The sequence below is a fragment of the Rathayibacter sp. AY2B5 genome, assembly GCF_002931645.1.
In the GTDB taxonomy this organism is placed as follows: domain Bacteria; phylum Actinomycetota; class Actinomycetes; order Actinomycetales; family Microbacteriaceae; genus Rathayibacter.
This window is the reverse complement of the sequence record NZ_PSUE01000021.1, coordinates 19,634-45,242: the sequence shown is the minus strand read 5'-3', so window position 1 is coordinate 45,242 and position 25,609 is coordinate 19,634. Positions and strand designations below refer to the sequence as shown.

The following is a 25,609-nucleotide window of genomic DNA, read 5'->3' as shown; positions in this document are numbered from 1 at the left end:
GCCTCCACCCTTCCGCAGACCGGACGGATCCGACAACCCGGGTCTGCCATTCTCTGCTCGATCTGTCCAGGTCTTCCGTCAGCGGCGGTCCTCTGTCAACCTCCTCCCTCCACGCAGCCGGCGTTGCCGAGCATGGGCGGCATGAAGCACATCCTCTTCGCCGACAAGACGATCCTGGTGGGGGACGAGGCGGCCGACGCACTCGTCGAATACGCCGTCGCCCTCGCCTCGAAGGGCGCGGCCGACACCGTCGAGTACACGGGGATCGGCGCCGACGGCGGGACGGTCGACGCCACCTTCCTCGTGAACGCCGCGGCCGCCCTCATCGTCGAGACCACGCCGAGCGACCTGCCCGAACCGGACAACGCGGCGGAGGTGGCACGGCTGCGCGCGCGGATCGACGCGCTCACCGGCGAGCATCCCGTGCAACCCGGCGACGGCGAGCTGACCAGTGGTGCCGACTACGAGGACTCCTACGAGCAGTGAGTGGTTCCCCGTCGTGCGCGTCCGGGCGCGACCGGCGTCCGCTACCACTGCGAGGCTCCGCAGTGAACCCCCTGATCGGCTGAGGGGAGGCGGACGTACCGTGGCCCTGCGGGTCGCCGACGACACGATCACCGGTCGACCGCTACGGGCACGGCCGCGGGTCGGCCGGGGAGGACGGACACCATGACCGGAGACCATCCCTTCTGGGTGCGCCTCGCGCGCAAGGAGCCGCAGTGCGCCATCGTGCGCGGCCGGGTCTTCGAGATCGGCGCCCCCGACGAGCGGGACGGCGCCTTCCTCCTCACGGTCTGGGAGAAGGGGCGGCCCGTCGGGCACGTCCTGAACGTGGATCCGCCCGCCTACAAGCCGTGCGGACCCGGGCACCCGGTCGAGCCGCAGCGGGTCGACGGGGTCGAGGAGCTGCTCGAGCTCCTGGTGCCCCAGCGCACCCGGCTCGCGGCGCACGGCTGACGCCGCTCCCGTCCGCGGGGGCCGCCCGAGTCCTGTGCACCGGGAGCGGGGCGAGCGCTGAGCACCCGCTGACGGACGCCCGCGACGGGGGAGTCGTGCGGCCGGGCGGCGGCTGGCATCCTGACCTCGGTGCGACGAGCGCGCCCGCGAGGGGGAGCCCGATGAGCACCACCGAGGACGTCGACGACGGGACCGCTGAGTTCGGGTACCGCCCCTCCCTCACCCGCGGCATCGGCCGCTTCGGCAGCTTCGCCGCGGGCGTGAGCTACATCTCGATCCTGACCGGCACGTTCCAGCTCTTCTCCTTCGGCTTCGCGCTCGGCGGTCCCGCCTACTGGTGGTCCTGGCCGATCGTGTTCACCGGGCAGCTCATGGTCGCGCTGTGCTTCGCCGAGCTCGCCGCCCGCTACCCGGTCGCGGGCTCCGTCTACAACTGGAGCAAGCGCCTCGCCGGGCCGACGGTGAGCTGGCTGGCGGGCTGGCTGATGGCCACCGCGTCCGTGGTCACGCTCGCGGCCGTCGTGCTGGCGTACCAGACGACGCTCCCGCAGATCTGGAGCGGATTCCAGCTCGGCGGCTCCGCGGGGGTGAGCGCGGTGGTCTGGGGAGGACTGCTGATCGCGTTCACCACCGCGGTCAACGCGCGCGGCGTGCGGCTGATGGCCCGGATCAACAGCGTCGGCGTGCTGATCGAGCTCGTCGCGGCGGTGCTGCTGGTGGCGGTGCTCGCGGTGAACGTGGTGCATCCGCCGACCGTGCTGCTCGACACCAGCGGCTACGGCGGGAGCACGCCGGGCGGGTACGCCGGCGCGTTCCTCATCGCCGCGATCGCGTCGGCGTACGTGATGTACGGGTTCGACACCGCGGGTTCGCTCGGCGAGGAGACGGTCGATCCGCGCCGGACCGCGCCGACGGCGATCCTGCGGGCGGTGACCGCCTCCTTCGTCCTCGGCGGCCTCATCCTGCTGCTGGGGATCCTCTCGGCGCCCGACCTCGCCGACCCGGCGCTCGGGCAGGCGTCGGGCGGGCTGCAGCGGATCGTGCTGCAGGTGCTCGGCGGCCCCCTCGGATCGGTCCTCCTGCTCTGCGTGGTCGTCGCGATCACGGTGTGCGCGCTGGCGGTGCACACGGCGGCCATCCGACTGATCTTCGCGATGGCCCGCGACAACGCCCTGCCCGGCAGCCGCGTGCTCGCCCGCGTCGACCCGCGGCGCGGGACACCGGTGGCGCCGGCGCTGGTCGTGGGGGTGCTCGCGGTGCTGATCCTGGTCGTGAACATCGGGACGCCGGCGATCTTCACGGCCGTGACGAGCGTGGCGGTCATCCTGATCTACCTCGCCTACCTGCTGGTGACGGTGCCGCTGCTGATCGCCCGGCTCCGCGGCCGGTGGCCCGCAGCCGCGCCCGGGCGCTTCTCGCTCGGCCGCGCGGGCCTGCCGGTGAACGTCGTCGCGGTGCTCTGGGGCGCGGCGATGACGGTCGACCTCGCGTGGCCGCGCGTCGAGGTCTACGGGGAGGAGCTGCGCTGGAGCGCGGTCGTCGTGATCGCCGCGGTCGTCGGGATCGGCCTGGCCTGGTTCCTCCTCCGCGGCCGGCACCGCCTCGGCACCCTGCCCGCGCACGCGCTCCCCTCGCCGCCGCCGCCGCAGGGCTGAGTCGCACGAGAAGGCCCGTTCTCGAGGGGACAGGACGATCCTTTCCGGGCGACTCGGCGGCGGCACCGGGAGGAGGATGGGGGAGCGGGTGCTCGGCCGAGCGCCGCGGGAAGGAGCGCGCGTGCGGAACCGCCTGGCGACTCCGTCCCTGCTCGCGCACGCCGTGCTCATCCAGGCCGTCGCGTTCCTGCTCCGGCCGGCCGCCGTCTACCAGGCGATCCGGCTCGACGTGCCGGCCTGGGCGCTCGGGGCGCTCGGCGCCTCGTTCGCGCTGGTGCCGCTGCTGATCGCGCTGCCGGTGGGCGGGCTGGTCGACCGGGTCGGCGCCCGGGCCGTGATGGCCGTCGGCTCGCTCGTCGCGGTGGGAGCGGCCGCGGTGCTGCTCCTGGCGGGCGGGAGCGTCGCGGGGCTGCTCCTCGGCATCGCCCTGCTCGGCGCGGGGCACCTGGGCTGCGTGGTCGGGCAGCAGACCGTCGTCGCGGGCGGCACCGGAGGGACGCGGCTCGACAGCCGCTTCGGCTACTACACGTTCGCCGCGTCGCTCGGGCAGGCGATCGGGCCCGCGTTCATCCCGGTGCTCGCGGGCGGCTCGGTGCGGCCCGACCCGGCGCCGCTGTTCCTCGTGGGCGGGATCCTCGCGGTGCTGCTGCTGGTCTCGACGGCGGGGATCCGCAGCCCGTCCCCGCGCGGACCCGCGGCGGAGGGGGCTGCGGCTCCGGGCTCGACGCTCGGTCTCCTCCGGGTGCCGGGCCTCGCGCGCGCCCTGCTGACCAGCGCGACCGTCGTCGCCGCCGTCGACCTGACCGTCGTCTACCTCCCCGCCCTCGGCGCCGAGCGCGGGCTCCCGGCCGGCGTCGTCGGAGCCCTGCTCACCGTGCGCGCACTCGCGTCGATGGCCTCGCGGCTCCTCCTCGGCGCGGCCACCGCCCGGCTCGGGCGCACCCGGGTGATGGTGGGCGGCATCCTGATCTCGGCGCTCTGCCTGGTGCTGGTCGCCCTGCCCGCGCCGACCGTGCTCCTCTTCGTCGCGGTCGCCGCCCTCGGCCTGGGCCTCGGGATCGGCCAGCCCATCACGATGTCGTGGCTGATCGAGCGCACCCCCGCCGACCGCCACGGCCGCGCCCTCGCGCTGCGCCTGGCCGGGAACCGCCTCGGGCTGATCGCCCTGCCCAGCCTCCTCGGCGTCCTCGCGGCAGCGGCCGGAGCGGGCGGTGTCCTCATCGGCACCGGTGCCGCGGTCGGCGCGACCCTCCTCCTGCTGCGCGGGGTGCGCCTGGACTGAGGTGCCGGGGGCGCAGCGGATCGCCGGCGCGCGCCGCGTTCCCGGGCATCTCCGTGGGAAGACCGGAGGATCAGCTGCCCGGCTCCTCCACGCGGACGTCCGCGGCGGCCTTGTCGGCGCGCCAGCCGCGCCAGACCGGCTGGCGGAGGGTGCCGGAGGCGGTGCGCTCGCGGTAGCGGACCTCGCCGACCAGGACGGGCGACACCCAGTGCACGCCGCGCGACTCGAGCGGAGGGACGGAGACGGCGGGCTCCTCGGTGGCGTGCTCGGCCAGGCGGTCGACCAGTCCGCGGCGCTCGCGGTCGCTGAAGCCGGTGCCCACACGGCCGGAGTACGCGAGCCCGTCCTCGCCGGGGATCGCGGTCAGCAGCGCCCCGACCGACCCCTGCAGGCCGCCCTCGCCCTCGCGCCAGCCCACGATCACGACCTCCTGCAGCCGGTGGTGGGTGAGCTTGATCCAGTCGCGCGAGCGGCTGCCCTCCTGGTAGCGCGAGTCGCGGCGCTTGGCGACCACGCCCTCGAGGCCGAGGGTGCGGCTGGTGACCATCGCCTCCTCCAGGTCGCCGTCGAACACGGACGGGACGTGCACGCGCTCGTTCTCGTCGACGAGCTCGACCAGTGCCGAGCGACGGGTGTCGTAGTCGCTCCCGGTCAGGTCCTCTCCTGCGCGCTCGAGCAGGTCGAAGACCATCAGGTGCACCGGAGTGGACCGGGCGGCCGCCTCGATCTCGCGCGGCTTCGTCAGCCCGCCGCGGGTCTGCAGGGCGCCGAAGTCGGGGCGCCCGCGAGCGTCGAGGGCGACGATCTCGCCGTCGAGCACGGCGTCGGCGGCGGCCTCGGCGAGCGGGGCGAGCAGGTCGGGGAACGCCGCGGTCAGGTCGTTGCCGTTGCGGCTCGTGAGGGTCGCGGTGCCGCCCTGCACCCGCACGAGAGCGCGGTAGCCGTCCCACTTCATCTCGATCGCGGCCCCGGGGTCCACGTCGCCGCGGCGTCCGGCCGTGGCGAGCATGGGGCGGTGGCGGCGCGGAGCGGAGTCCTCGGCCGGGCGGTCTGCGGAGGGTGCGGGGCGGGGAGCGGGCGACGCGGCGGACGCTGCCGCTCTGCCCCGTCGCTGCGTCCCGTGCCCGTGAGCGGGACCCGGCGCCATCAGGTGCAGGAGCCAGTTCTTCTCGGCGCCCTCCCTCGAGCCCGTGTGCAGCAGGGCGTAGCGACGGGGCTCGCCGCCGAGCCCGCCGTCGGGGCGGCCGGTCAGCACCGCGATCACCTCCTTCCCCTCGCGCCACTTCTCGAGCGCGTAGGTGCCCTCGTCCCAGATGCGCACCTCGCCGCCGCCGTACTCGCCGGCCGGGATCGTTCCCTCGAAGGTCGCGTACTCGAGGGGGTGGTCCTCGGTCTGCACCGCGAGCCGGTTGGGGTCGCCCTCCAGCGGCGGGCCCTTCGGCACCGCCCAGCTGACCAGGACGCCGTCGTGCTCGAGCCGGAAGTCGTAGTGCAGGCGCCGCGCGTGGTGCTCCTGGATGACGAAGGAGTCGCCCGAGGAGGAGCCCGCGGACCCCGCCTCGGGCACCGGCTCCGGCGTCTTCGACGCGTCGCGCATGCTGCGGTAGGTCGCCAGGCGGTCGGAGGAGGCGTCCGTCGCGGCGAAGCCCGCCATCCGCTCCGGGGTCGGCTCGAGCCCGGCACCCCGGGCGGCGAGCAGCGGGCGGAGGAGGTCTCCGTCGCTCCGCAGCCGCTCCACCACCTCGTCGGGCGACAGGTGGCGCAGGTTGTCGGCACCCAGCTCCTCCCACGTGCGGGGCGCGGCGGCCGCCGGCCGGAGGCGCCCGCGGAGGGAGTAGGGGGCGATGGTCGTCTTCGCCGCGCTGTTCTGGCTCCAGTCGACGAGGACCTTGCCCTCGCGCAGGGTCTTCTTCATGTCCGAGACGACGAGGTCGCGGTGGTCCGACTCGAGCGCGCGCGCCAGCTCGTGCGCGACCGCCGAGATCTGGTCGCTGGAGGCGGAGGCGTCCAGCGGGCAGTAGAGGTGGATCCCCTTGCTCCCGCTGGTCACCGGCAGCGGAGCCAGCCCCATCCCCTCCAGCAGGTCGCGGGCGAGGAACGCGACCTCGGCGCACTCGGCGAGGCCCGCCCCCTCGCCCGGGTCGAGGTCGAGCACGAGGCGGTCGGGCGGACGGCGCTCGCCGTCGGAGCCCACCCGCCACTGCGGGACGTGCAGCTCGAGCGCCGCCTGCTGCGCCAGCCAGGTGAGCCCGGCGACGTCGTCGACCAGCGGGTACTCGACGTCGCGCGACGAGTGCGCGAGCCGGGTCCGGCTCAGCCAGTAGGGGGCGGAGGAGGGGAGGTTCTTCTCGAAGAAGACCTCGCCCGGATGCTCGGCGGTGCCCACTCCGTCGACCCAGCGCTTCCGGGTGACCGGGCGGCGCGCGAGATGGGGCAGCATCGCGGAGGCGACGGAGGCGTAGTAGGAGAGCACGTCGGCCTTGGTGAAGCCCGTCTCCGGGTAGACGACCTTGTCGAGGTTCGTCAGCCGCAGCCTCCGCCCGCCGACCGAGACGATCTGCTGCGAGGCGGCCATCCCCCCATGGTGGAGGCAGGCGCGCGCCGAGGGAACCCCGGACCGTCGCGGGAACCCGCAGCGAGCCGCCTCCACGACTCGGGGTTCCCTCGGCGGCGGGGAGTAGCGTCGACGCACCACGTCCGAAGGAGCCCTCCGTGCCCGACACGATCGCCGACATCCCCCTCACCACGATCGACGGCACCACGTCGACCCTCGCCGACTACCCGCCCGTGCGGCTGATCGTCAACGTCGCCTCCCGCTGCGGCCTCGCCCCGCAGTACGAGAAGCTCGAGGCCCTGCAGAAGAGCTACGGGGAGCGCGGATTCACGGTCCTCGGCTTCCCGAGCAACCAGTTCCTCCAGGAGCTGAGCGACGAGGACAAGATCAAGGCGTACTGCTCGACGACCTGGGGGGTCACCTTCCCGATGTTCGAGAAGGTCCGCGTCAACGGCCGCTCGGCGCACCCGCTCTACGCGGAGCTCACCAAGGCGGAGGACGAGAACGGCAAGGCCGGCCGGGTGAAGTGGAACTTCGAGAAGTTCCTGATCACGGCCGACGGCACGGTCCACCGGTTCCGCCCGACGGTCGAGCCCGACGACCCGCGGATCGTCGACCTGATCGAGGCGTCGCTCCCCGCCTGATCCCGCTCAGCGGCGGGCGCGGGGCGGAGCACGCCACCCGTCGCGGCTCAGCGGTCGCGGAGCCCCAGGGCCGAGCGGGCGTCCGCGGGCTCGACGCCCTCGGGGCAGACGATGTCCGAGACGTCGAACGGCGTCGCGCGCGAGAACGGGATCATCTCGATCCCATCGACGTGGCGCAGCAGCACGAGGCCGCCCTCGCCCTCGCGCAGGCTCCGGCGCACCTGGCGCAGGAAGATGCCGGCCATGTCGAGCTCGACGACGAAGGAGCGGCCGCTCACGTCGATCCGGCAGCCGATGACCGGCTGGGAGCCGACGGAGACGGAGTCCGGCACGCGGCGCGGCTCGATCGGCTGCTCCTTGCGGAGCGTCCGCACCGGGGTGAGGGTGGGCAGGCCGGTCGCTCGCGCGGTGTCCGTCATGGTCGTCTCCGTCCGTCGACGTCCGCCGATGGTTCCGGGGACGTCTTCTCGACGGTACTTCGCGTCCCCCGCAGAGGGGACGGGGTTGACGGCTGTGCGATCAGGGGGCAGCGGGGCCCAGGAGCGGCGGAGCTCAGGAGCCCTGGCGCTGCTCCTCGGGCTCCGGCAGGACCGAGAGCTCGCCGTGCATGCTGGCGACGCTGAGCATCTGCTCGATCCACGCGCGGTTGAGCTTGGGCTGGTGCGCCTCGGTGAAGCGGAAGTGCAGCGGCACCGACGGGTGCAGCCAGACGGAGCTCCGGCCGTGTCCGGTGGAGGCGTCCTCCATCCACGAGAGCGAGAAGGCTTCGTTGCGGCGCAGCTTCGAGAGGACGGCGACCTTCAGGTGCGCGAGGACGCGCTCCTCGAATTCGATCTCGAGGTTCTGCGGTCCGTAGATGAGCGTGGCCACGGGCCCCCTTCGTTCATCGGGCCGGCCCTGGCGGACGGCTCCTCGGGGGACGGTATCCGCTCGGACCCCGGTGCGGGGAATCGGGCGGAAGACACGCCGGACCCCCATTGACAGTCCCGCGGACGGGACGTAGCACTGCCGGGCGTGCTGGGCGCCACGTTAGCCGACGCATGTAGCGAGAGTCGATGCTCCGTCGCGGATCTCCCGTCGGCCGGGGCCGGCCCGGGAGCGAGCGCGGGCACCTCCGGGTGCCGGCCGCGCCGCTCAGGATCCCGTCACGGCCCGGCCGGCGCGTCCCACCCCTCCTGCGGAGTCGCGCAGGTGCCGCGGAAGACGTACTGCGACGGAAGCTTCCGCTGGTGCGAGGACCAGTCGATCGCCGGCCGCCGCTGCTCCGGAGGCAGGTAGCCGAGCCGGTACACCGCCATCAGCTCCAGCTCGTCGGGCACGGCGAGCAGCGACTCGATCCGCGCCCACGCTCCCGGCACCTCCATCGGGAACGACACGAACTGGATCCCCATCCCCAGCTCGACCGTGCTCAGCCAGACGTTCTCCATCGCGGCGCCCATGCTGAACACCGAGTAGAAGGAGGAGAGCTCGCCCGGCCGGTACTCGGAGCGGTCGAGCATCACCCCGAGCAGCAGCGGCGATCCCGCGACGAGCCGGCGGTTCTCCTCGCCGAGCGTCTGCGGGACGCGGAGGGAGTTCATCAGGAACTGCCCGCGCTTCGTGAAGACCTGCTTCGTGAAGGGGCGGAGCGGAGCCGGCAGCTTGTCGAACAGCATCCCGTCGCGCCGCTGCTCCATCTCCTCGCTGCTGAAGCGGAAGTAGGGCTTGTAGCGCTCGAAGAACGTGCCGTTCGACATCGCGGTGGTCATGCTCTCGCCGCTGATCGCGGCGATCCGGTCGATCGTCTCGCGCTCCTCGACGAGCACGAACCGCCACGGCTGGCTGTTGAGCTGCGAGGGCGCCCGGCCGGCCACCTCCATCAGGAGCCGCTGGTGCTCCTCGGAGACGGGGTCGGGCAGGAACGCGCCGTTGGTGGTCTTCCGGCGCCGGACGACATCGAGGAACTCCATGCCTCGATCCTGCCCCGATCGATCGCGCAGAGGGGGGAGCGGCGGCGGCCAGGGGCGCGCGCGGTAGCATCGAGGGTCCTGTGCAGGCTCGAGGGAGGCGGTGGAACGGTGAAGACGAGGGTCATCTTCTACCTTCTCGGAGGTGTGTTCGTGCTCGGCGCGGGCATCAACTCGGTCGTGGGCAGCGGCTTCTCGGTGCCGAACCTGCTGACGATGCTCTGCGGCGCACTGATCCTCGCGATCGCCGGCTGGCAGGCGCTGCGCTCGTACCGCTCCGACCCCGACCGCGACGTCGAGCCCCCGCGCTAGAAGCCGGGGCGCGTCAGCGCAGGGCCGACCCGGCCCTCAGACGCTGGAGCACTCCTCGGCGCCGCGCTGGCCGCCGCGTCCGCCCGAGAGCGGCGAGCACGAACGGAGCCGCCGCCAGCGCGATCGCCGGGTGCCGACGTCCGTGCGTCCCCGCGAAGGGGATCACCGCCAGCGGGACGGCGGCGGGAGCCAGCGCGGACGCGGCGCGGGTGTCCGACCGTCGCAGCGTCGCCCAGGCCAGAGCGGTGAGCGTCGACGTGCAGATGTAGAGCGCGTGATGGATCCAGTGCCAGCGGCCCGTGCGGAGAGCGCCGGTGGCGACGGCGGTGCCGAGGGCGCAGTTGGCGGAGTAGCTGACAGCGGCGGCGCGCAGCCAGAGCGGACCGGAAGCGCTCACCCTCCGCCGCGTCCTCACACCTCGCCCCGCGCGAGCAGCAGCCGGTAGGGCGCCGCGCGCTCGACCCGCCACCCCTCGGGCGCCACAGCCCGCAGCTCGGCGGCGGTGAAGCTGCGCCGCACCGACAGCGACCCGTCGTAGTGGAGGAACGAGCCGGCCGCGATCGGTCGTGTGGCCAGCAGGTAGGCCGTGTAGGCCAGCCGCGAGCGCTCGATGTCGTTGTGGAGGGCGCGCGGGGCCAGGCGCTCGCTGTCGGCGAGCAGGTCGGCGAGCGACTCCGGCGACAGGTGGTGCAGCACGTGGTTGGAGGTCACCAGGTCGAAGTGCTCGCCCTCGGCGACCAGGTCGGCGCTGCTCGCGCGGCGGAACTCGACTCCGGGCGGCGCGGGCGTGGACGTGGCGAACGCGGAGGCGCGCTCGTCCGGATCGACGGCGGTGATCGCCAGGCGGAGGCCGTCCTCGCGGGCCCAGCCGGCGAGGGAGCGGGCGACGTCGCCGCCTCCGGAGCCGATGTCGAGCAGGCGGAACGGCTCGTCGGGCCGCAGCAGCGGACGCAGGCGCGAGCGGTAGAGGCCGCGCCACCCCGAGACCAGCCGGTTAACGGTGCCGAAGCGGGCGTAGGTGGCGTCGAGCAGGGTCCGGTCGCAGTCCGGGTCGTCCATCAGCTCCTGCTCGGAGACCTCGCGGTGGCGCAGGTCCGGCGCGAGAGGGGCTCGCGGAGTCACTCCCCGCCCCGCTTGGTGAGCAGCGCGAGCTCGACGGTGAGTCCGGGCCCGAACGCCATCGCGCCGATCCGCTCGCCGTCGGCCGCCTCGCCGTGCAGCAGGCGCCGCAGGATGAAGAGGACGGTCGCGCTCGACATGTTGCCGTTGGTCCGCAGCACCTCGCGCGACGGGGCCAGCTGCTCGTCGCTGAGGGCGAGTGAGGCCTGCACCTTGTCGAGGATGCTGCGGCCGCCGGGGTGGATCGCCCAGCGCTGCACGTCGCTCCGCTCGACCTCGGCGCCGGCCAGCAGCGGGGCGACGGCCGCCTCGATGTTCGCTCCGATGATCGAGGGCACGTAGGTGCTCAGCCGCATCGAGAAGCCGTGGTCGCCGATCGTCCACGCCATCTCGGTCTCGCCCTCGTCGGTGAGCGTCGTGGCGAGCGCGTCGAGCTCGAGCACCGGGGTGCCGGGCGCGGCCTCGCGGGCGGTGACGACGGCCGCCGCACCGCCGTCGGCGAAGACGGAGGTCGCGACGATCTGCTCCGGGTCGTTGGAGCTCGTGAGGTGGATGGTGCACAGCTCGACCGCGACGACGAGGACGACCGCCTCCGGGTCGGCCTCGCAGAACTGGCGGGCGGCGCGCAGGCCGGGGAAGGCGCCGTAGCAGCCCATGAAGCCGAGGTGGAAGCGCTGCGTCGAGGGCGCGAGGCCGAGGCGGCGGACCAGCTGGTAGTCGGGCCCCGGGGCGTAGAAGCCGGTGCAGGAGACCGTCACCACGTGGGTGACGTCCTCGGCGGTCATCGACGCGGACGCGAGGGCGCGGCGGGCCGCCTCCGTGAAGAGCTCGGGAGCGCGCTCGGTGTAGACGGCGTTGCGCGCGGCCGTCCCCGGGTCGAGCACCAGGCCGCTCCCCGCGTTGTAGAAGACGCTCGCACCCTCCCGCTCGACCCGGTCGAGCTCGTCGACCACCGTGCTGCGGGTGTCGATCCCGGACGCGTCGAAGGCCGCGCCGATCAGGCGGGACCCGAGCCGGGTCATCGCGGGCTGGGACGCGAAGAGGTCGCGCACCTCGGACTGGCGCAGGACCGTGGTCGGCACCGCCGTCTCGATGCTGCGGATGTGCACACTCACCCGCAGGAACCTATCGCGGAATCCTGCGGGTGAGCGGTGCCCTGGAGCGTGATCAGAGGATCGGCTTCCCGCCGGTGACGGCGATCGTCGACCCGCTGATGTAGCTCGCCTCGCCGGAGGCGAGGAGGACGTAGGCGGGGGCCACCTCGGCCGGCTGCCCGGGGCGGCCCAGCGGGACCTGCTCGCCGAACTCGGCGACGGCCTCCTCCGGCATGGTCGAGGGGATGAGCGGCGTCCAGATCGGGCCGGGCGCGACGGAATTGGCGCGGATGCCCTTCTCGCCGAGCGCCTGCGCGAACGAGGCGGTGAGGCTGAGGATCGCCGACTTCGTGGCGGCGTAGGGGAGCAGCTGGTACGACGGCTGGTCGGACTGCACCGAGCTCGTCGCGATGATCGACGCGCCCTCCTTCAGGTGGGGCAGCGCCGACTTCACGAGGTGGAAGTAGGCGCTGATGTTCGTCGCGATCGTGCGGTCCCACTCCTCGTCCGGGATGTCGGTGACGCTCTCGCGGCTCATCTGGAAGGCGGCGTTGCTGACGAGCACCTCGAGGTGGCCGAAGCGCTCGACGGTCTCGGTGACGACGGCGCGGCAGTGCGCCGGGTCCTGCAGGTCGCCGGGGAGGAGCAGCGCCTCGCGGCCGGCCTCCCGGACCCACGTCGCGGTGTCCTCGGCGTCGTCGTGCTCGTCGAGGTACGAGATCGCGACGTCGGCGCCCTCGCGCGCGAACGCGATCGCGACGGCCTTGCCGATGCCGCTGTCGCCGCCCGTGATGAGGGCGACCTTGCCGCTGAGGCGGCCGGTGCCGCGGTAGCTGGTCTCGCCGTGGTCGGCCTTCGGCGTCAGCTCGGCCTCGGTGCCGGGCGGTGTCTGCTCGGGGGATTCCGGAGTCATGACTCTCCCTCTCGTGTCGTCGGTCGGTGCCTCCATGCAAGCGGGTGGGAGGGAGGGGGCGCAGGGGGTTGACGCCCGGACCGCTCCGTCCTGTCGTCAAGCCCGCGACACCGAGGGCTCCCTGGGTCTTGACTGAGCGTGTCGCCCTTCTTCGGGGCGCTCGGCCAGGAGGTTCGACATGAGCACGACAGACAGGGATCCGGCTGACGGCGGACTGCCGCGACGGGCAGAGGGCTCGGCGGCGGGCGGCACGGCGCGCATCGACTCCGCGGGGGATACGGGAGCGGCTGCGGCGACGGACCGCTCCGCGACTCCGGACCGTTCCGCCTCCTCGGACCGCTCCGCTTCGACGGACCGCTCCGCTTCGACGGACCGCTCCGCTTCGACGGACCGCTCCGCTTCGACGGACCGCTCCGACTCCGCGCACTCGGCCCCCGAGCACCGCGCGCCCGTCGACCCCGACTCTGCCGAGGCGAAGCAGGCCCGTGCGGCCGCGCGCAAGGACATCCACCAGCGCGAGCGCGACCGCTTCGGCGGCTTCAAGATCGGCTGCGCCTTCTTCGGCTGGCTCGCCGCCACCGGACTCGCCGTCCTCCTGACCGCCCTCGTCACCGCGATCGGGGCCGCCGTCATCGGCACCCAGGACGTCACCGGCGACCTCGCGGCCGACCCCGCCGCGTTCGGCTGGGCGGGCGCGATCGCACTGCTGGTCATCCTCCTCGTCGCCTACTACTGCGGCGGCTACGTGGCAGGCCGCATGGCCCGCTTCAGCGGAGCGAAGCAGGGCGTCGGAGTGTGGGCCTGGGCGGTCGTCGTCGCGATCGTCGTGGGCATCGTCTCGGCGATCACCGGCGGCAGCCAGGCGCTCTCCGCGGTCAGCGGCTTCCCGACGATCCCCCTGGACGCCGGCGACGCCACGGCCGCGGCGGTCGTGACGGCGCTCGCCGCCCTGGTCGTCGCGCTGGTCGGCGCCTTGCTCGGCGGTCTCGCCGGCATGCGCTTCCACCGCCGCGTCGACCGCGAGGGCCTCTCCGGCCTCTCCGTCTGACGCTCCCGTCCCTCCTCCCTCCGCGAGACGCCGCTCCGGTACGCCACGCACGCCGTGCAGCGCACCGGAGGGGCAGCTCGCGGAGGGGAGGTAGGGTCCTTCGCGTGACGGGGGAGCGAGGGACGCGGCTGGCGGACGAGCTGCGGGAGTGGGACGCGGGCGCGCTCGCGGACCTGCGGGACGAGTACCTGGCGTTCCTCGAGCAGCGCGGCGAGCCGGCGCTCGAGCGCGACGGCGGCCCCGAGCACGTCACGGCGAGCTGCTTCGTGCTCTCGCCGAATCTGGCGCAGGTGCTGCTCTGCTTCCACCGCAAGGGCCGGTTCTGGGTGCAGCTCGGCGGTCATGTCGAGCCCGGCGACGACTCCACGGCCGACGCGGCCCTGCGCGAGGCGCGGGAGGAGAGCGGAGCGGCACGGCTGCAGCCGCTCGGCGTCCTGCCCCTCGACCTCGACCGGCACGCGCTCGGCGACGGCTTCGGCCGCTGATCCCGACACTGGGACGTGGGCTACGGCGCGATCGCCGATCCGGACGCTCCCGTGACGGTCAGCGACGAGAGCGACGACGTGGCCTGGTGGCCGGTCGACGCGCTGCCCGCCGAGGTGCCGCCGGGGTTCGCCGAGCGGCTGGCCGGGGCGCTCGCCGCGGCGCGGCTGCTCCGCGGTGCGGGGTCGCTCGGCGGCTGATCGAGACCCGCCTCGACCCACTCCGCGTACCGGCAGCGCGCCTGCGACGAGTCCTCCCCGTGACTCCGGCGCCGTGCGGCACGATGGGGCGATGAGCAGCACCGCTGACCCCGTCGTCGTCCTCGCCGGTGCGAGCGGATTCCTCGGGACGGACCTCACCCGCCGCTTCACGGCAGACGGCTGGACGGTGCGGAGGATCGGCCGCTCCGGGCCGGACGCGCGCTGGGGCGACACCGCCGGCATCACCCGGGTCCTCGACGGTGCGCGCCTCCTGGTGAACCTGGCCGGCAAGAGCGTCGACTGCCGGTACACCGCGGCGAACCGCGCCAAGATCCTCCGCTCGCGCGTGGCGACCACCGCGGAGCTGCACCGGGCGGTCGCGGCGGCCGCGACTCCTCCGCCGGTCTGGATGAACGCGAGCACGGCCACGATCTACCGGCACGAGGAGGAGCGGGCGAACACCGAGGACGAGGGCGTGCTCGGCGAGGGCTTCTCGGTCGACGTGGCGCGGGCGTGGGAGTCGGAGTTCTTCGCCGGGGAGACGCCCGGCGTGCGGCGCGTGGCGCTGCGGATGTCCATCGTGCTCGGAGACGGTCCGGCGACGGCGATCCTGCTGCGGCTGGCGCGGCTCGGCCTCGGCGGTCCGCAGTTCGACGGGCCGTGGCCCTCGACGCGCGCGCGCCGCGAGGCCGGTGTGCACCACGAGCACCGGCGCACCTGCGGCCGTCAGCACTTCAGCTGGATCCACGTGGAGGACGTCCACCGGTCGATCCGCTTCCTTGAGGAGTCGACCCTCGACGGGCCGGTGAACCTCGCGTCGCCGAATCCGAGCGACAACACCGAGCTCTCGCGGTTGCTCCGCGCCGCCGTCGGCCGCCGGATCGGCGTGCCGGCTCCGCGCTTCGTCCTCGAGCCCGCGACGCTCCTGCTCCGCACCGAGTCCGAGCTCCTGCTCAAGTCCCGCTGGGTCGTGCCCGCCCGCCTCGAGGACGCCGGCTTCACCTTCGCGCACCCCCACCTCGCCGAGGCCCTCTGCGCCCTGGCCTGACCCGCCCCCCGCGAGGCGACCGACCTCCGCCGCGAGCCCGTGTCGCGGAGGTCCGAGTCCGAGTGCGGATCCACCCCACCCCGGCCACCCTCGAGGCGTCGACCGGAACGCGTGCCGAGCGTGTCGGACGCGCCGATCGCTCCCCGAGACCCGGCCACTCTCCCAGCCGACTGCGCCACGCCGCGCGGGGAGCGGCGTGGCCGACATCACGCTGAGGTCGCGCTACTGCGCGACCTTCGCCGCGATGTCGCTCCGATACAGCCCGCCGTCGAGGTGGATCAGGTCGAGCGCGCGGTACGCCCGCTCCCGCGCCTCGGCGAAGTCGGCGCCGCGCGCGACGACGTTGAGCACGCGGCCGCCGGTGGCGACGAAGCTCCCGTCGACCAGCTGGGTCGCCGCGTGGGCGATGGTGACGCCGGGGACGTCCGCCGCCGCGTCGAGTCCGGTGATGGTCCGTCCGGTGACGGCGTTCTCGGGGTAGCCCTCGCTCGCGAGGACGACGGTGACGGCGACCTCGTCCGTGAACGTGGGCCACGGGACGGAGGCGAGCGCGCCGGTGGCCGCCGCGTGCAGCAGCGCGGACAGCGGGGAGGCGAGGCGGGGGAGGACGACCTGGGTCTCGGGGTCTCCGAAGCGGGCGTTGAACTCGATCACGCGCAGGCCCGCGTCGGTCACGATGAGGCCGCAGTAGAGGAGTCCGACGAAGGGGGTGCGCTCGCGCTCGAGCTGGCGGATGGTCGGGATGGCGACCGTGTCGATCACCTCGTCGACGAAGGCGCGCTCGCTCTCCCAGCGGTCGGCGAGCCAGGGGAGCGGGGAGTAGGCGCCCATGCCGCCGGTGTTCGGCCCCTCGTCGCCGTCGCTCAGGCGCTTGAAGTCCTGCGCGGGGGAGAGGGGGACGACGTCGTGGCCGTCGGAGAGGAGGAAGAGGGAGACCTCCTGGCCGGCGAGGAACTCCTCGATGAGGACGTCGCCGGACTGCAGCCAGAACTCGGCGTGCGCGATCGCCGCGCTGCGCGACTCCGTCACCAGGACGCCCTTGCCCGCGGCGAGGCCGTCGGCCTTGACGACCGAGGGGAGTCCGTACTCGTCGATGGCGCGGGTGGCGTCGACCAGGGTGGAGACGCGGGTCGCGCGGCCGGTGGGCACGCGGGCCATGTCCATCACGCGCTTCGCGAAGGTCTTCGAGCCCTCGAGTGCGGCGGCGGCCCGGTCGGGGCCGAAGGTGGGGATGCGGCGCTTGCGCAGCGCGTCGGCGACTCCGGCGACCAGGGGCGCCTCGGGGCCGATGACGACGAGCTCGATGCCCTGCTCCACGGCGAAGTCGCTGACCAGCCGGGGGCTGTTCGTGTCGAAGTGGATGACCTCGACGTCGCGCGCGATGCCGGCGTTGCCGGGCGCCGCGATGATCTCGTGGTGCTCCTCCTCCGCGAGGAGAGCCGTGATGATGGCGTGCTCACGGGCACCCGAACCGAGGACGAGGATCTTCACCCTGACAGGATAGGGCGCCCCGCGCCGGGGCTGGTCCCTGTGACGTCCTCCTCCGCAGGGCGGCGCTGCGGACGCCGACACGCCGGGCGGAGCCCCGCGGAGGCCTCCGGGAGCGAGCGGCGGCGGCAGGATGGGTGGATGGCCAAGGGCAGGATCGACGAGGCGAGCGGGCAGTCCGCGGTGCGGGCGGCGCTCGCCGGAGGAGCGGACCGGAACACGACGGCGACGGCGGTGCGGTTCCTCCTGCAGATCATCGGGACGAACGTCCCCGGGCGCAGCGTCGAGGTGCGCGTTCCGCCGTTCGGCGCGGCCCAGTGCGTCGAGGGCCCGGGCCACACCCGCGGGACTCCGCCGAACGTGATCGAGATGGACGCGGCGACCTGGCTGCCGCTCGCGACCGGCTCGCTGCCGTGGAGCGAGGGTCTCGCGAGCGGGCGGATCCACGCCTCCGGAGTGCGCGCGGACCTCACGCCGTTCCTCCCCATCCTGCGCGTCGGCTGAGCGTCGGCGAGTTAACTTCTCGTAAACGCGGCGGCGAGCCGTCGTCAGAACGTTTGACCTGGGCTCCGCCGTCGGGTTGTCTGGGAATAACCCCCTCACGCGGCACGAATCCTCTCCGGATTTACCGCTCGATGCTTGGAGTCCCCTTCACGATGCGCAGTACTTCCCCGGGCCGACGCGGCCTCACCCGACTCCTCTCCGCGACCGCCGTCGGCGCCGTCGCCGGAGCGGCCCTCCTCGGCGCCACGCCCGCCGCGGCGGCCGAGGGCGATGTCGCCATCGACATCCTCTCGATCAACGACTTCCACGGGCGGCTCGCCGCCGACCGCGCCGTCGCCGGAGCCGCCGTGCTCGCCGGTGCCGTCGACTCCTACCGCGCCGCCAACCCGAACACGCTGTTCGTCTCGGCCGGCGACAACATCGGCGCCTCGACCTTCGTGTCGAAGGTGCAGGGCGACATCCCCACGCTCGACTCGCTCAACGCGATGGGCCTCGACGTCAGCACCCTGGGCAACCACGAGTTCGACCAGGGCCGCGCCGATGTCGACGGCCGCGTCGTGGACGCCTCGGCGTTCCCCTACGTGAACGCGAACCTCTACGACACCGCGACCGGCGAGCGCGCCTACTCCCCGTACGTGATCACCGAGCAGGACGGCGTCTCCGTCGCCTTCATCGGCGCGATCACCGAGGACCTCGGCAAGCTCGTCAGCCCCGCCACGATCTCGACGCTCTCCATCGAGCCCATCGCCGAGAACGTCAACGAGGTCGCCGCGCAGCTCCAGGACGGCGACGCCGCCAACGACGAGGCCGACGTGGTCGTCCTGCTCCTGCACGAGGGAGCCGACGCCGACGCGGCCGAGCTGAACACTCCGGAGGCGGACCCCAAGTTCGGCGCGATCGTCAACGCGGTCGCCCCGAACGTCGACGCGATCGTCTCGGGCCACAGCCACCAGGAGTACGACGCGGGCATCGACGCGGGCCGGGCCTTCCCGACCGTCGTGTCGCAGACCGGCAGCTACGCCGAGAACATCGGCCGCATGTCCCTGACCGTCGACCCGGCGACCAAGCAGCTCACCTCGCTCACCAGCGAGGTCGTGCCGCTGACGAAGGTCGTCGACGACCCGGCCTCCGACGACCCGGCCAAGACGATCGTCGTCGGCGCCTTCGAGCCCGACCCCGAGGTCGAGACCATCGTCGCCGACGCCCAGGCCGTCGCCGTCCGCGAGGGCAGCGTGAAGGTCGGCACCATCACCGAGGACATCTCGCGCGCCTACCGTCCGGACGGCACCACGACCAACCGCGGCTCGGAGTCGACCCTCGGCAACCTCGTCTCGGACGCCCAGCTCTGGGCCACCCGTGAGCTCGGCACGCAGATCGCCTTCTCGAACGCGGGCGGCCTGCGCGACGACCTCTCCTACACCGCGACTCCGGACCAGCCCGGCGACGCGGACGGCGTGGTCACCTACGCCGAGGCCTCCGACGCCCAGCCCTTCGCGAACACCCTGGTGACCCTGCAGCTGACCGGCGAGCAGATCTCCGACCTGCTCGAGGAGCAGTGGGTGGGCAGCTCCAGCCACCCGCAGCTGAACCTCTCCACCTCGAAGGACCTCACCTACGTCTTCGACGCCACGGCGCCCGAGGGCTCGCGCATCTCGCAGGTGTTCTTCCAGAACGAGCCGATCGACCCGGCCGCGACCTTCACCGTCGTGACCAGCAGCTTCCTCGCGAGCGGCGGCGACGGCTTCAGCACCTTCACCGAGGGCACCGGCACGGCCGACTCCGGCCGCATCGACCTGGACGCCTTCGTCGGCTACATCCAGGACCTCGGCACCGTCAGCCCCGACCCCGTGCAGCGCACGATCGGCCTGACCGACAACGTCCCGGACTCGGGCGAGTACGCGGTCGGCGACACGATGACCGTCGACCTCTCCTCGCTCCTGTTCAGCACCGGAGCCGCGGCCGACACCACCGTGACCGCGAGCGTCGACGGCACCGTCGTCGGCACCGCGACGATCGACCCGACCCGGGCCGTCACCGACGACTCGACCGGTCGCGCCTCGTTCTCGGTCCCGATCGACGAGAGCCTGGCGGGCGGCGCGCACACCGCGACGTTCGTGCTCGACACCACCGGCACCGAGATCAGCGTCGGCTTCGCCGTCGCGGCCGGCGCCGGAGCGGGCACCCCGACTCCCGGACCGACCACGGAGCCGACGCCCGCGCCGACCACGCCGCCCACCACGGGCCCCGCGCCGACGCCGACCACTGCTCCGGTCGCCGGCTCGCACCACCTCGCCGAGACCGGAGTGGACGCGACCCCCGCGTTCGCCGCCGGGATCGCCGCTCTGCTGCTCGGTCTGGGCATGACGGTCGCGCGCCTGCGCCGCCGCACCGCCGCGAAGTAGCCGCACCGCGCGCACGACGGGCCCTCGACTCCGGTCGGGGGCCCGTCGTCGTGTGCGGGCGAGCCGATGGTCGACCCCCGGGAGCCGTGGCGGGGGGCGCTCCCCGAGGAGCGGCAGCAGCCCCCGGAGACGCGAGAACGCCGCCTCCCGGTCGGGAGACGGCGTCGGAACGCGATGAGGTGCTGTCGCGGAGCGGCGGGGCTCAGTGCTGCGCGGGGACCTGACGGTAGCCGTCGCGGCTGGCGACAAGCACCGTCGACACCGTGCCCCACGCGGCGAGGCCACTGAGGACGACGAGGATTGCGATGCTCATGAGTGTTCTGCCTTTCGTTGCGGCGGCTTCTGATCCATCCGCCGGGATGCTGTGTACAACGTCCAGTGTCCGGCCCCGTGTTCCGTAGGACAATCGAACTGTTCTTGCCCTGACGTGTAGTTTCTCTACATGGACGTGCGACGGCTGGAACTGCTCCGCGAGCTCTCGATGCGCCGCTCGATCACGGCCGTGGCGGAGGCGACGCACCGCACGCCGTCCGCGGTCTCGCAGCAGCTCAAGGTGCTCGAGCGCGAGGCCGGCGTGCCGCTGATCGAGCGCTCCGGCCGCGGCGTGGTGCTCACGGCGGCGGGACGCGAGCTCGCCCGGAGCGCCACCGAGATCGCGATCGCGCTCGAGCGGGCCGACGCCGTCTGGCAGACGTTCAAGAACAACCCGATCGGCGAGGTCACCATCGCGACCTTCCCCACTGCGGGCCAGATGCTCCTCCCGAACGCGCTGGTCGCGCTCCGCAGCGTCGAGGGACTCGTCGTGCAGTGCGAGGACGCGGACCCCGGCACCGACGAGTTCGCCGACCTGACCGCCGACTTCGACATCGTGCTCGCCCACTCGCCCACCGGCAGAAGCGCCTGGGCCGGCCGCGGCCTCGCGATGGCGGAGCTGATGGTCGAGCCCCTCGACATCGGCCTGCCGGTCGGGCACCGCCTGGCGGACCGGGCGACGGTCTCGGCGGCGGACCTGGTCGGCGAGACCTGGATCGGCGTCCCGGACGGGTTCCCGTTCGAGCGCGTGATGCAGGACATCGAGACCGCGTCCGGCGAGGCGGTGCGGGTGGAGCAGCGCTTCGCGTCGACCCGCGTGACCGAGGCGTTCGTCGCGGCGGGCCTGGGGATCGCGGTGCTCCCGCGCTACACGGCGGGCGGCGCGGGAGTGGTGGTGAAGCCGCTCCGTGGAGTGAACTCCGTGCGGCACATCGTCGCGCTGATGCGGCCCGACCGGGCGGAGCGGCTCTCGGTCCGCACCGTCGTCCGCGAGCTGCGCGCCCAGGCGGGCCGGCTCGTGCACGCGCTCTGAGCGATCACGGTGCCTCGCCCTCGCCCGCGCGGGGGAGAATGGAGGCATGAGCGATCCCGCCCGCCCCGAGGTCACCCGCGAAGAGGTCGACGTCCGCCGCTCCCCGCGCGTCTGGCGCATCCTGACCCTCGGCGTCGGGCTCGGAGCGATCGCGGCCTTCGTGCTGACCTTCGCGCTGCCCGAGACGCAGGGCTTCTCCCGCGGGCAGGTCTTCGGCTTCAGCCTGCTGCTCTTCGTGACGCTGTTCGGCGCTCTCGCGGGGCTCGTCGTGGTGCTGCTCGACCGGGTCGTCGGCCGGAAGGTCGTCCGGACCACCGCCGAGCGGATCGTCGAGCGCGAGGACGCGGCCGAGGAGCCCGTGGCCGAGGAGGCCCTGCCCGACGTGCGGACGACGTCCGACGAGGACGACCCGCGGACGGGGTCCGACCGGATCTAGCAGGCGGAGGCGGGCCGCATTGCGGCCGCGGCACTCCGCCCTGCGCTGAGGGTCCCGCCCGCGGCTCGCGCTCGCGGACGGGACCGCGGCGTCAGCGTCCCCGGCGCGACGAGGAGCGGCGGCTGCTGCTCGGGGTGGACGTCGGGCGCTTGGCGGCGGCGCGCTTGGCCTTCTGCGACTTCGAGATCTTCTTGGCCACGAAGGTGAGCAGGAACGGCAGGATTCGGTAGATCACGGGGGACTCCTCGGGTGCATGCGCGCGGGGCCGCGCACCCTCCGATCATGGAGCGGCGCACGGATCCGCGGCACCCGTTGCGCCGCGCCCGGCGCTGTGCAGAGCTCAGCTCAGCTGAGTGCGCTCCACCCAGTCGAGGTACTCCGGGGTGACGGTGCCCGTGACGTACTCGCCGGTGAAGCAGCTGGTCTCGAGGTCGGTGACGTCCGAGCCCTCGAGGATCGCCGCCTTCATGTCGGCGACCTCCTGGTAGATCAGCTGGTCGGCGCCGATCGCCTCCGAGATCTCGGGGATGCGGCGGTTGTGGGCCACGAGCTCCTGGCGCGAGGGCATGTTGATCCCGTACACGTGCGGGTAGCGCACGGGAGGCGCGGCGGACGCGAAGGTGACCGTGTTCGCGCCGGCCGCGCGGGCCATGTCGACGATCTCCTTGGAGGTGGTGCCGCGGACGATCGAGTCGTCGACGATCAGGACGTTCTTGCCCTTGAACTCGCTCGACATCGCGTTGAGCTTCTGACGCACCGACTTCTTGCGGACCGCCTGCCCGGGCATGATGAACGTCCGGCCGACGTAGCGGTTCTTGTAGAAGCCCTCGCGGTACTCGATCCCGAGCTTCTGCGCGACCTGCATCGCGGCGGGGCGGGAGGAGTCGGGGATCGGCATGACGACGTCGATCGCTCCGCCCGGGGTGTACTGCGCGATGGTGTCGGCGAGGCGGTCGCCCAGGCGCAGGCGCGCCTCGTAGACCGAGATGCCGGACATCACGGAGTCGGGGCGGGCGAGGTAGACGTACTCGAACGAGCACGGGATGAGTCGCGGATCCTTCGCGCACTGGCGGCTGGCCATCCGGCCGTCGGGGGTGATGAAGACCGCCTCGCCGGGAGCGACGTCGCGGACGATCTCGAAGCCCTGCGCCTCGAGCACGAGCGACTCGGAGGCGACGACCCAGTCGTCCGGCGCGCCGGTGTTGCTGCGGCGGCCGACGATGAGCGGGCGGATGCCGAAGGGGTCGCGGAACGCCAGCAGCCCGACGCCGGCGATCAGCGCGATGGTGGCGTAGGAGCCCTCGACGCGCTCGTGCACGCGGGCGACGGCGTCGAACACCTCGTCGGCGTCGAGGTCGCGGCCCGACATCGAGGCCTGCAGCTCGTTCGCCAGCACGTTGACCAGCAGCTCCGTGTCGGAGGTGGTGTTGAGGTGGCGGCGGTCGATGCGGAAGAGCTCCTCGGTGAGCTCGCGCGTGTTCGTGAGGTTGCCGTTGTGGACGAGGATGATGCCGTACGGCGCGTTCACGTAGAACGGCTGGGCCTCCTCCTCGCGCTCGGCGTTGCCCTTCGTCGCGTAGCGCACGTGGCCGAGGCCCATGGAGCCCAGCAGGGAGCGCATGTCGCGGGTGCGGAACGCCTCGCGGACCTGTCCCGCGGCCTTCTTGATGTGCAGGGTGCTGCCGTCGGCGGTCGCGATGCCGGTCGAGTCCTGGCCGCGGTGCTGCAGGAGGGAGAGGCTGTCGTAGATGGACTGGTTGACCGGTCCGGAGGACACGATCCCAACGATTCCGCACATGCCGGAGGGGCTCCCAAGGGGATAGCAGGGGGGTTTGACGGTCCATCCTGGCACGCGGGGGACTCATCCCCTAATGGTTCGCCGTGGGCGGATCCGTGGTCGTGGGGGTACTCAGGGCGGCGTCGACCGGCGGATCGGCCGGGCGGTCGGTCGGGGAGCCGCGCGGCCGCTCAGCTGCTCGGAGCCGTCCAGGCTCCGGCGAGGCTGCGGTCCAGGACGCGGCGCCAGCCCTGCGGAGCCGCGGACTCGCGGCTGGTCGTGCCCGCCATCCAGAGCAGGGCCATCAGGTCGTCGTGGGTGAAGTCGGGGGAGAGGGATCCGTCGCGGTGGGCGGCCTCGACGAGATCCCGGCCGAGCTCGATCGAGCGGTCGCAGGCGTCGATGCGGGCGACTGCGTCGGGGGCCTGCGGAACTGGGTCCTCAACCTCCACTCCGCGCTCGAGCCCCGGGGCGTCTACGCCGCCCACGTGGCGATCACCGCGCTCATCGACGGCGGCCCCCCGGACGCGGCGGCCGAGGTCATCGCCCGGTCCTACCTCGACCTCCACCGCAGCCGCGACCGCGCCGAGCTGCACTACGTGGCCTGGGACGCGTGACCGCGGGCGCGGAGCGGGAGCCGCCGGTGCGGCGGATCCGGATCCGCGCCGCGGCGGGAGAGGGCAGTCGGTAGGGTCGTCGCGTGAGTGATGAGACGAGCAGCTACGCCCGCGCAGGAGTCGACACGGCGGCGGGGGACCTCGCCGTCGAGCTGATGAAGTCGGCGGTGTCGGCGACGCACGACAGCCGGGTCCTCGGCGGGGTCGGCGGCTTCGCGGGCCTCTACGACGTCTCCTTCCTCCGCGACTTCCGAGCCCCCCTCCTCGCGACCTCGACCGACGGCGTCGGCACCAAGGTCGCGCTCGCCCAGGCGATCGACAAGCACGACACCATCGGGCAGGACCTCGTCGGCATGGTCGTCGACGACATCGTCGTGGTCGGCGCCCGCCCCTTCTTCATGACCGACTACATCGCGTGCGGCAAGGTCGTCCCGGCCCGCATCGCCGACATCGTCGCCGGCATCGCGCGCGCCTGCTCCGAGACGGGCACCGCGCTCGTCGGCGGCGAGACGGCCGAGCACCCGGGCCTGCTCGGACCCGACGACTACGACGTGGCGGGCGCGGCGGTCGGCGCGATCGAGGCCGACCAGGTGCGCGGCGCCGACCGCGTGCGCGACGGCGACGTCGTGGTGGCGATGGCCTCCTCCGGACTGCACTCGAACGGCTACTCGCTCGTGCGCCACATCCTCGCCGAGCGCGGCATCGGCTTCACCGACCGCTCCGAGGAGCTGGGCGGCGTGGTCGGCGAGGTGCTGCTGGAGCCGACCCGCCTCTACACCCGGCCCCTCCTCGACCTGCTCGACGACGTCGAGCTCGGCCCGGCCGTCCACTCCATCAGCCACGTCACCGGCGGCGGGATCGCGGCGAACCTCGCGCGGGTGCTGCCGCGCGGCTCCTGGGTCGAGGTCGAGCGGGCGAGCTGGAGCCCGTCCGACGTGTTCCGCGCGCTCGCCGCGATGTCCGGCGCGACGCTCGAGAGCACCGAGGGCACCTGGAACCTCGGCATCGGCATGTTCGCCGTGGTCGCGGCGGAGGCGGCCGACGGCGTGATCGCGCGCCTCGAGCGCTCGGGCGTCCCGTCGTGGGTCGCGGGCCGCGTCTCGACCGCCGCGCGCGGGTTCGAGGGCTTCGAGCAGGGCGCGAAGGGCGTCGACGGCGGAGCGGTCCGCCTGGTCGGGTCCTACGCGGGCTGATCCCCGGAGGCGCCGCGGATCAGCGCGGTGCGGCGTGCGCGCGCTCCCAGGAGTGCTCGTGCCGGGTCAGCAGCCACGAGCCCGCCGCGCAGAGGGCGCAGGCGGCCGCGGTGGCGAGCAGGGCGGTCGCCCAGGTCGGGGCGTCGCGGCTGACGAGCAGGTTCGCGGAGGCGACCAGCACGCCGAGACCGGCGCCCGCGCTGGTGCCGAGCACGAACGGGCCGTCGCGGCGGCTCGCGACGCGCACCGCGACCATGCCGGCGACCGCTCCCGCGCCTCCGACGACTCCGATGCCCGCGCCGGAGGCCGCTCCCATGAGCAGGCCGAAGCTCACCAGCCCGGGCGGGCCGTCGGCGGCGAGGACGCCGGGCAGGTAGAGGACCAGGGCGACGGCGGCGCCGACCGCGCCGCCCACCAGGATCGCGCCGACCAGCAGGGCGGCGGTGACGTAGCCGACCCGCGCGACAGGCCGCGCGGATCCTCCGGGTTCGAACATTCGCGACTCCATCGACGCGGGCCCGCGGGGCAGCGGGCGGTCCTCGGACAGTACGCCCGAACGCCCCTCGGCGGAACCGCCGTCGGGGATCGGCGG

Annotated in this window: 28 protein-coding genes; 16 read left to right on the top strand and 12 right to left on the bottom strand. The window is 73.5% G+C overall.

Annotated features, from left to right (window positions below; all coding sequences use genetic code 11):
• Positions 1-141 precede the first annotated feature (141 nt).
• The 4 genes from C5C30_RS13005 (at position 142) to C5C30_RS12990 (ending at position 3,894) form a co-directional block, all read left to right on the top strand.
• Positions 142-486: a hypothetical protein gene (locus tag C5C30_RS13005; RefSeq protein WP_104260837.1), complete on the top strand. Its 345-nt coding sequence runs from the start codon at positions 142-144 to the stop codon at positions 484-486.
• 183 nt (positions 487-669) lie between these two features.
• Positions 670-957 (top strand): hypothetical protein, encoded by a 288-nt coding sequence (locus C5C30_RS13000; protein WP_104223782.1) that lies wholly within the window; start codon positions 670-672, stop codon positions 955-957.
• Positions 958-1,118: 161 nt separating this feature from the next.
• Complete coding sequence (locus C5C30_RS12995; RefSeq protein WP_104333897.1) at positions 1,119-2,612, top strand: APC family permease; 1,494 nt, start codon at positions 1,119-1,121, stop codon at positions 2,610-2,612.
• A 121-nt stretch (positions 2,613-2,733) separates the two neighbouring features.
• On the top strand, positions 2,734-3,894 hold the full coding sequence (locus C5C30_RS12990) for an MFS transporter (protein WP_159940156.1): 1,161 nt from the start codon (positions 2,734-2,736) through the stop codon (positions 3,892-3,894).
• 70 nt (positions 3,895-3,964) lie between these two features.
• On the opposite strand, the gene C5C30_RS12985 is transcribed toward C5C30_RS12990, so the two are convergent.
• Complete coding sequence (locus tag C5C30_RS12985) at positions 3,965-6,469, bottom strand: ATP-dependent DNA ligase (protein WP_104333896.1); 2,505 nt, start codon at positions 6,467-6,469, stop codon at positions 3,965-3,967.
• Between the two features lie 137 nt (positions 6,470-6,606).
• Here C5C30_RS12985 and C5C30_RS12980 point away from each other — a divergent pair, with 137 nt between their 5' ends.
• Positions 6,607-7,092, top strand: a complete 486-nt coding sequence (locus tag C5C30_RS12980) for a glutathione peroxidase (protein WP_244229546.1) — start codon at positions 6,607-6,609, stop codon at positions 7,090-7,092.
• A 47-nt stretch (positions 7,093-7,139) separates the two neighbouring features.
• Here C5C30_RS12980 and C5C30_RS12975 read toward each other — a convergent pair whose 3' ends face one another.
• The 3 genes from C5C30_RS12975 to C5C30_RS12965 form a co-directional block, all read right to left on the bottom strand.
• Entirely contained in the window at positions 7,140-7,511 is a 372-nt protein-coding gene (locus tag C5C30_RS12975) for a hypothetical protein (protein WP_104223778.1), read from the bottom strand.
• A gap of 133 nt (positions 7,512-7,644) precedes the next feature.
• Positions 7,645-7,962, bottom strand: coding sequence for a hypothetical protein (locus tag C5C30_RS12970; protein ID WP_244229547.1), 318 nt, complete (start codon positions 7,960-7,962; stop codon positions 7,645-7,647).
• Between the two features lie 275 nt (positions 7,963-8,237).
• Entirely contained in the window at positions 8,238-9,041 is an 804-nt protein-coding gene (locus C5C30_RS12965) for a nitroreductase family protein (protein WP_104256039.1), read from the bottom strand.
• A 108-nt stretch (positions 9,042-9,149) separates the two neighbouring features.
• Between C5C30_RS12965 and C5C30_RS12960 the strand changes: the two genes are divergently transcribed.
• A complete protein-coding gene (locus C5C30_RS12960; RefSeq protein WP_104223776.1) occupies positions 9,150-9,350 on the top strand; it encodes a hypothetical protein in 201 nt (66 codons plus the stop codon).
• A gap of 13 nt (positions 9,351-9,363) precedes the next feature.
• Here the strand turns inward: C5C30_RS12960 and C5C30_RS12955 are convergent, their stop codons facing one another.
• The 4 genes from C5C30_RS12955 to C5C30_RS12940 are packed head-to-tail and all read right to left on the bottom strand — an operon-like array spanning position 9,364 to position 12,476.
• Positions 9,364-9,747, bottom strand: coding sequence for a hypothetical protein (locus tag C5C30_RS12955; protein ID WP_104247377.1), 384 nt, complete (start codon positions 9,745-9,747; stop codon positions 9,364-9,366).
• A gap of 14 nt (positions 9,748-9,761) precedes the next feature.
• The gene (locus tag C5C30_RS12950) at positions 9,762-10,472 is read right to left on the bottom strand and encodes a class I SAM-dependent methyltransferase (RefSeq protein WP_258060494.1); all 711 of its coding nucleotides are present in this window, start codon (positions 10,470-10,472) and stop codon (positions 9,762-9,764) included.
• Positions 10,469-11,584 (bottom strand): type III polyketide synthase, encoded by a 1,116-nt coding sequence (locus tag C5C30_RS12945; protein WP_104333895.1) that lies wholly within the window; start codon positions 11,582-11,584, stop codon positions 10,469-10,471. The genes C5C30_RS12950 and C5C30_RS12945 overlap by 4 nt, the downstream gene beginning before the upstream one ends.
• 52 nt (positions 11,585-11,636) lie before the next feature.
• Positions 11,637-12,476, bottom strand: coding sequence for an SDR family oxidoreductase (locus C5C30_RS12940; RefSeq protein ID WP_104333894.1), 840 nt, complete (start codon positions 12,474-12,476; stop codon positions 11,637-11,639).
• Between the two features lie 178 nt (positions 12,477-12,654).
• Between C5C30_RS12940 and C5C30_RS12935 the strand changes: the two genes are divergently transcribed.
• The 4 genes from C5C30_RS12935 (at position 12,655) to C5C30_RS12925 (ending at position 15,255) form a co-directional block, all read left to right on the top strand.
• Positions 12,655-13,524, top strand: a complete 870-nt coding sequence (locus tag C5C30_RS12935; protein WP_181131581.1) for a hypothetical protein — start codon at positions 12,655-12,657, stop codon at positions 13,522-13,524.
• Positions 13,525-13,628: 104 nt separating this feature from the next.
• Positions 13,629-14,009 (top strand): NUDIX domain-containing protein, encoded by a 381-nt coding sequence (locus tag C5C30_RS18100; RefSeq protein WP_258065945.1) that lies wholly within the window; start codon positions 13,629-13,631, stop codon positions 14,007-14,009.
• 15 nt (positions 14,010-14,024) lie between these two features.
• On the top strand, positions 14,025-14,207 hold the full coding sequence (locus tag C5C30_RS18095; protein WP_258065944.1) for a hypothetical protein: 183 nt from the start codon (positions 14,025-14,027) through the stop codon (positions 14,205-14,207).
• Between the two features lie 91 nt (positions 14,208-14,298).
• On the top strand, positions 14,299-15,255 hold the full coding sequence (locus tag C5C30_RS12925) for an epimerase (RefSeq protein ID WP_104333893.1): 957 nt from the start codon (positions 14,299-14,301) through the stop codon (positions 15,253-15,255).
• A 222-nt stretch (positions 15,256-15,477) separates the two neighbouring features.
• Here C5C30_RS12925 and purD read toward each other — a convergent pair whose 3' ends face one another.
• Positions 15,478-16,746, bottom strand: a complete 1,269-nt coding sequence (gene purD, locus C5C30_RS12920; RefSeq protein WP_104333892.1) for a phosphoribosylamine--glycine ligase — start codon at positions 16,744-16,746, stop codon at positions 15,478-15,480.
• 138 nt (positions 16,747-16,884) lie between these two features.
• On the opposite strand from purD, the gene C5C30_RS12915 reads away from it, so the two are divergent.
• The 4 genes from C5C30_RS12915 (at position 16,885) to C5C30_RS12900 (ending at position 21,430) form a co-directional block, all read left to right on the top strand.
• On the top strand, positions 16,885-17,247 hold the full coding sequence (locus C5C30_RS12915) for a sterol carrier family protein (RefSeq protein WP_104333891.1): 363 nt from the start codon (positions 16,885-16,887) through the stop codon (positions 17,245-17,247).
• A gap of 152 nt (positions 17,248-17,399) precedes the next feature.
• Complete coding sequence (locus C5C30_RS12910) at positions 17,400-19,649, top strand: bifunctional UDP-sugar hydrolase/5'-nucleotidase (protein WP_181131579.1); 2,250 nt, start codon at positions 17,400-17,402, stop codon at positions 19,647-19,649.
• Positions 19,650-20,091: 442 nt separating this feature from the next.
• The gene (locus C5C30_RS12905) at positions 20,092-20,994 is read left to right on the top strand and encodes a LysR family transcriptional regulator (protein WP_104257884.1); all 903 of its coding nucleotides are present in this window, start codon (positions 20,092-20,094) and stop codon (positions 20,992-20,994) included.
• A gap of 46 nt (positions 20,995-21,040) precedes the next feature.
• Positions 21,041-21,430, top strand: coding sequence for a hypothetical protein (locus tag C5C30_RS12900; protein ID WP_104333889.1), 390 nt, complete (start codon positions 21,041-21,043; stop codon positions 21,428-21,430).
• Between the two features lie 91 nt (positions 21,431-21,521).
• On the opposite strand, the gene C5C30_RS17745 is transcribed toward C5C30_RS12900, so the two are convergent.
• Together C5C30_RS17745 and purF are read right to left on the bottom strand one after the other, a co-directional pair.
• A complete protein-coding gene (locus C5C30_RS17745) occupies positions 21,522-21,665 on the bottom strand; it encodes a hypothetical protein (RefSeq protein WP_159940146.1) in 144 nt (47 codons plus the stop codon).
• A gap of 105 nt (positions 21,666-21,770) precedes the next feature.
• The gene (gene purF, locus C5C30_RS12895; protein ID WP_104223766.1) at positions 21,771-23,228 is read right to left on the bottom strand and encodes an amidophosphoribosyltransferase; all 1,458 of its coding nucleotides are present in this window, start codon (positions 23,226-23,228) and stop codon (positions 21,771-21,773) included.
• A 293-nt stretch (positions 23,229-23,521) separates the two neighbouring features.
• On the opposite strand from purF, the gene C5C30_RS12890 reads away from it, so the two are divergent.
• Entirely contained in the window at positions 23,522-23,824 is a 303-nt protein-coding gene (locus C5C30_RS12890; protein WP_146081545.1) for a hypothetical protein, read from the top strand.
• A gap of 83 nt (positions 23,825-23,907) precedes the next feature.
• Positions 23,908-25,017: a phosphoribosylformylglycinamidine cyclo-ligase gene (gene purM / locus C5C30_RS12885; RefSeq protein ID WP_104288439.1), complete on the top strand. Its 1,110-nt coding sequence runs from the start codon at positions 23,908-23,910 to the stop codon at positions 25,015-25,017.
• A 19-nt stretch (positions 25,018-25,036) separates the two neighbouring features.
• Here the strand turns inward: purM and C5C30_RS12880 are convergent, their stop codons facing one another.
• Complete coding sequence (locus C5C30_RS12880) at positions 25,037-25,513, bottom strand: hypothetical protein (RefSeq protein WP_104226816.1); 477 nt, start codon at positions 25,511-25,513, stop codon at positions 25,037-25,039.
• Between the last annotated feature and the right edge of the window lie 96 nt (positions 25,514-25,609).

Coding starts and splice junctions, on each gene's coding strand:
- C5C30_RS12940 (WP_104333894.1), bottom strand. CDS start 12,476: ATGACTCCGGAATCCCCCGAGCAGACACCGCCCGGCACCGAGGCCGAG.
- C5C30_RS12935 (WP_181131581.1), top strand. CDS start 12,655: ATGAGCACGACAGACAGGGATCCGGCTGACGGCGGACTGCCGCGACGG.
- C5C30_RS12925 (WP_104333893.1), top strand. CDS start 14,299: ATGAGCAGCACCGCTGACCCCGTCGTCGTCCTCGCCGGTGCGAGCGGA.
- C5C30_RS12915 (WP_104333891.1), top strand. CDS start 16,885: ATGGCCAAGGGCAGGATCGACGAGGCGAGCGGGCAGTCCGCGGTGCGG.
- C5C30_RS12995 (WP_104333897.1), top strand. CDS start 1,119: ATGAGCACCACCGAGGACGTCGACGACGGGACCGCTGAGTTCGGGTAC.
- C5C30_RS12965 (WP_104256039.1), bottom strand. CDS start 9,041: ATGGAGTTCCTCGATGTCGTCCGGCGCCGGAAGACCACCAACGGCGCG.
- C5C30_RS12905 (WP_104257884.1), top strand. CDS start 20,092: ATGGACGTGCGACGGCTGGAACTGCTCCGCGAGCTCTCGATGCGCCGC.
- purF (WP_104223766.1), bottom strand. CDS start 23,228: ATGTGCGGAATCGTTGGGATCGTGTCCTCCGGACCGGTCAACCAGTCC.
- C5C30_RS12900 (WP_104333889.1), top strand. CDS start 21,041: ATGAGCGATCCCGCCCGCCCCGAGGTCACCCGCGAAGAGGTCGACGTC.
- C5C30_RS12910 (WP_181131579.1), top strand. CDS start 17,400: ATGCGCAGTACTTCCCCGGGCCGACGCGGCCTCACCCGACTCCTCTCC.
- C5C30_RS12975 (WP_104223778.1), bottom strand. CDS start 7,511: ATGACGGACACCGCGCGAGCGACCGGCCTGCCCACCCTCACCCCGGTG.
- C5C30_RS12985 (WP_104333896.1), bottom strand. CDS start 6,469: ATGGCCGCCTCGCAGCAGATCGTCTCGGTCGGCGGGCGGAGGCTGCGG.
- C5C30_RS13005 (WP_104260837.1), top strand. CDS start 142: ATGAAGCACATCCTCTTCGCCGACAAGACGATCCTGGTGGGGGACGAG.
- C5C30_RS13000 (WP_104223782.1), top strand. CDS start 670: ATGACCGGAGACCATCCCTTCTGGGTGCGCCTCGCGCGCAAGGAGCCG.
- C5C30_RS12880 (WP_104226816.1), bottom strand. CDS start 25,513: ATGTTCGAACCCGGAGGATCCGCGCGGCCTGTCGCGCGGGTCGGCTAC.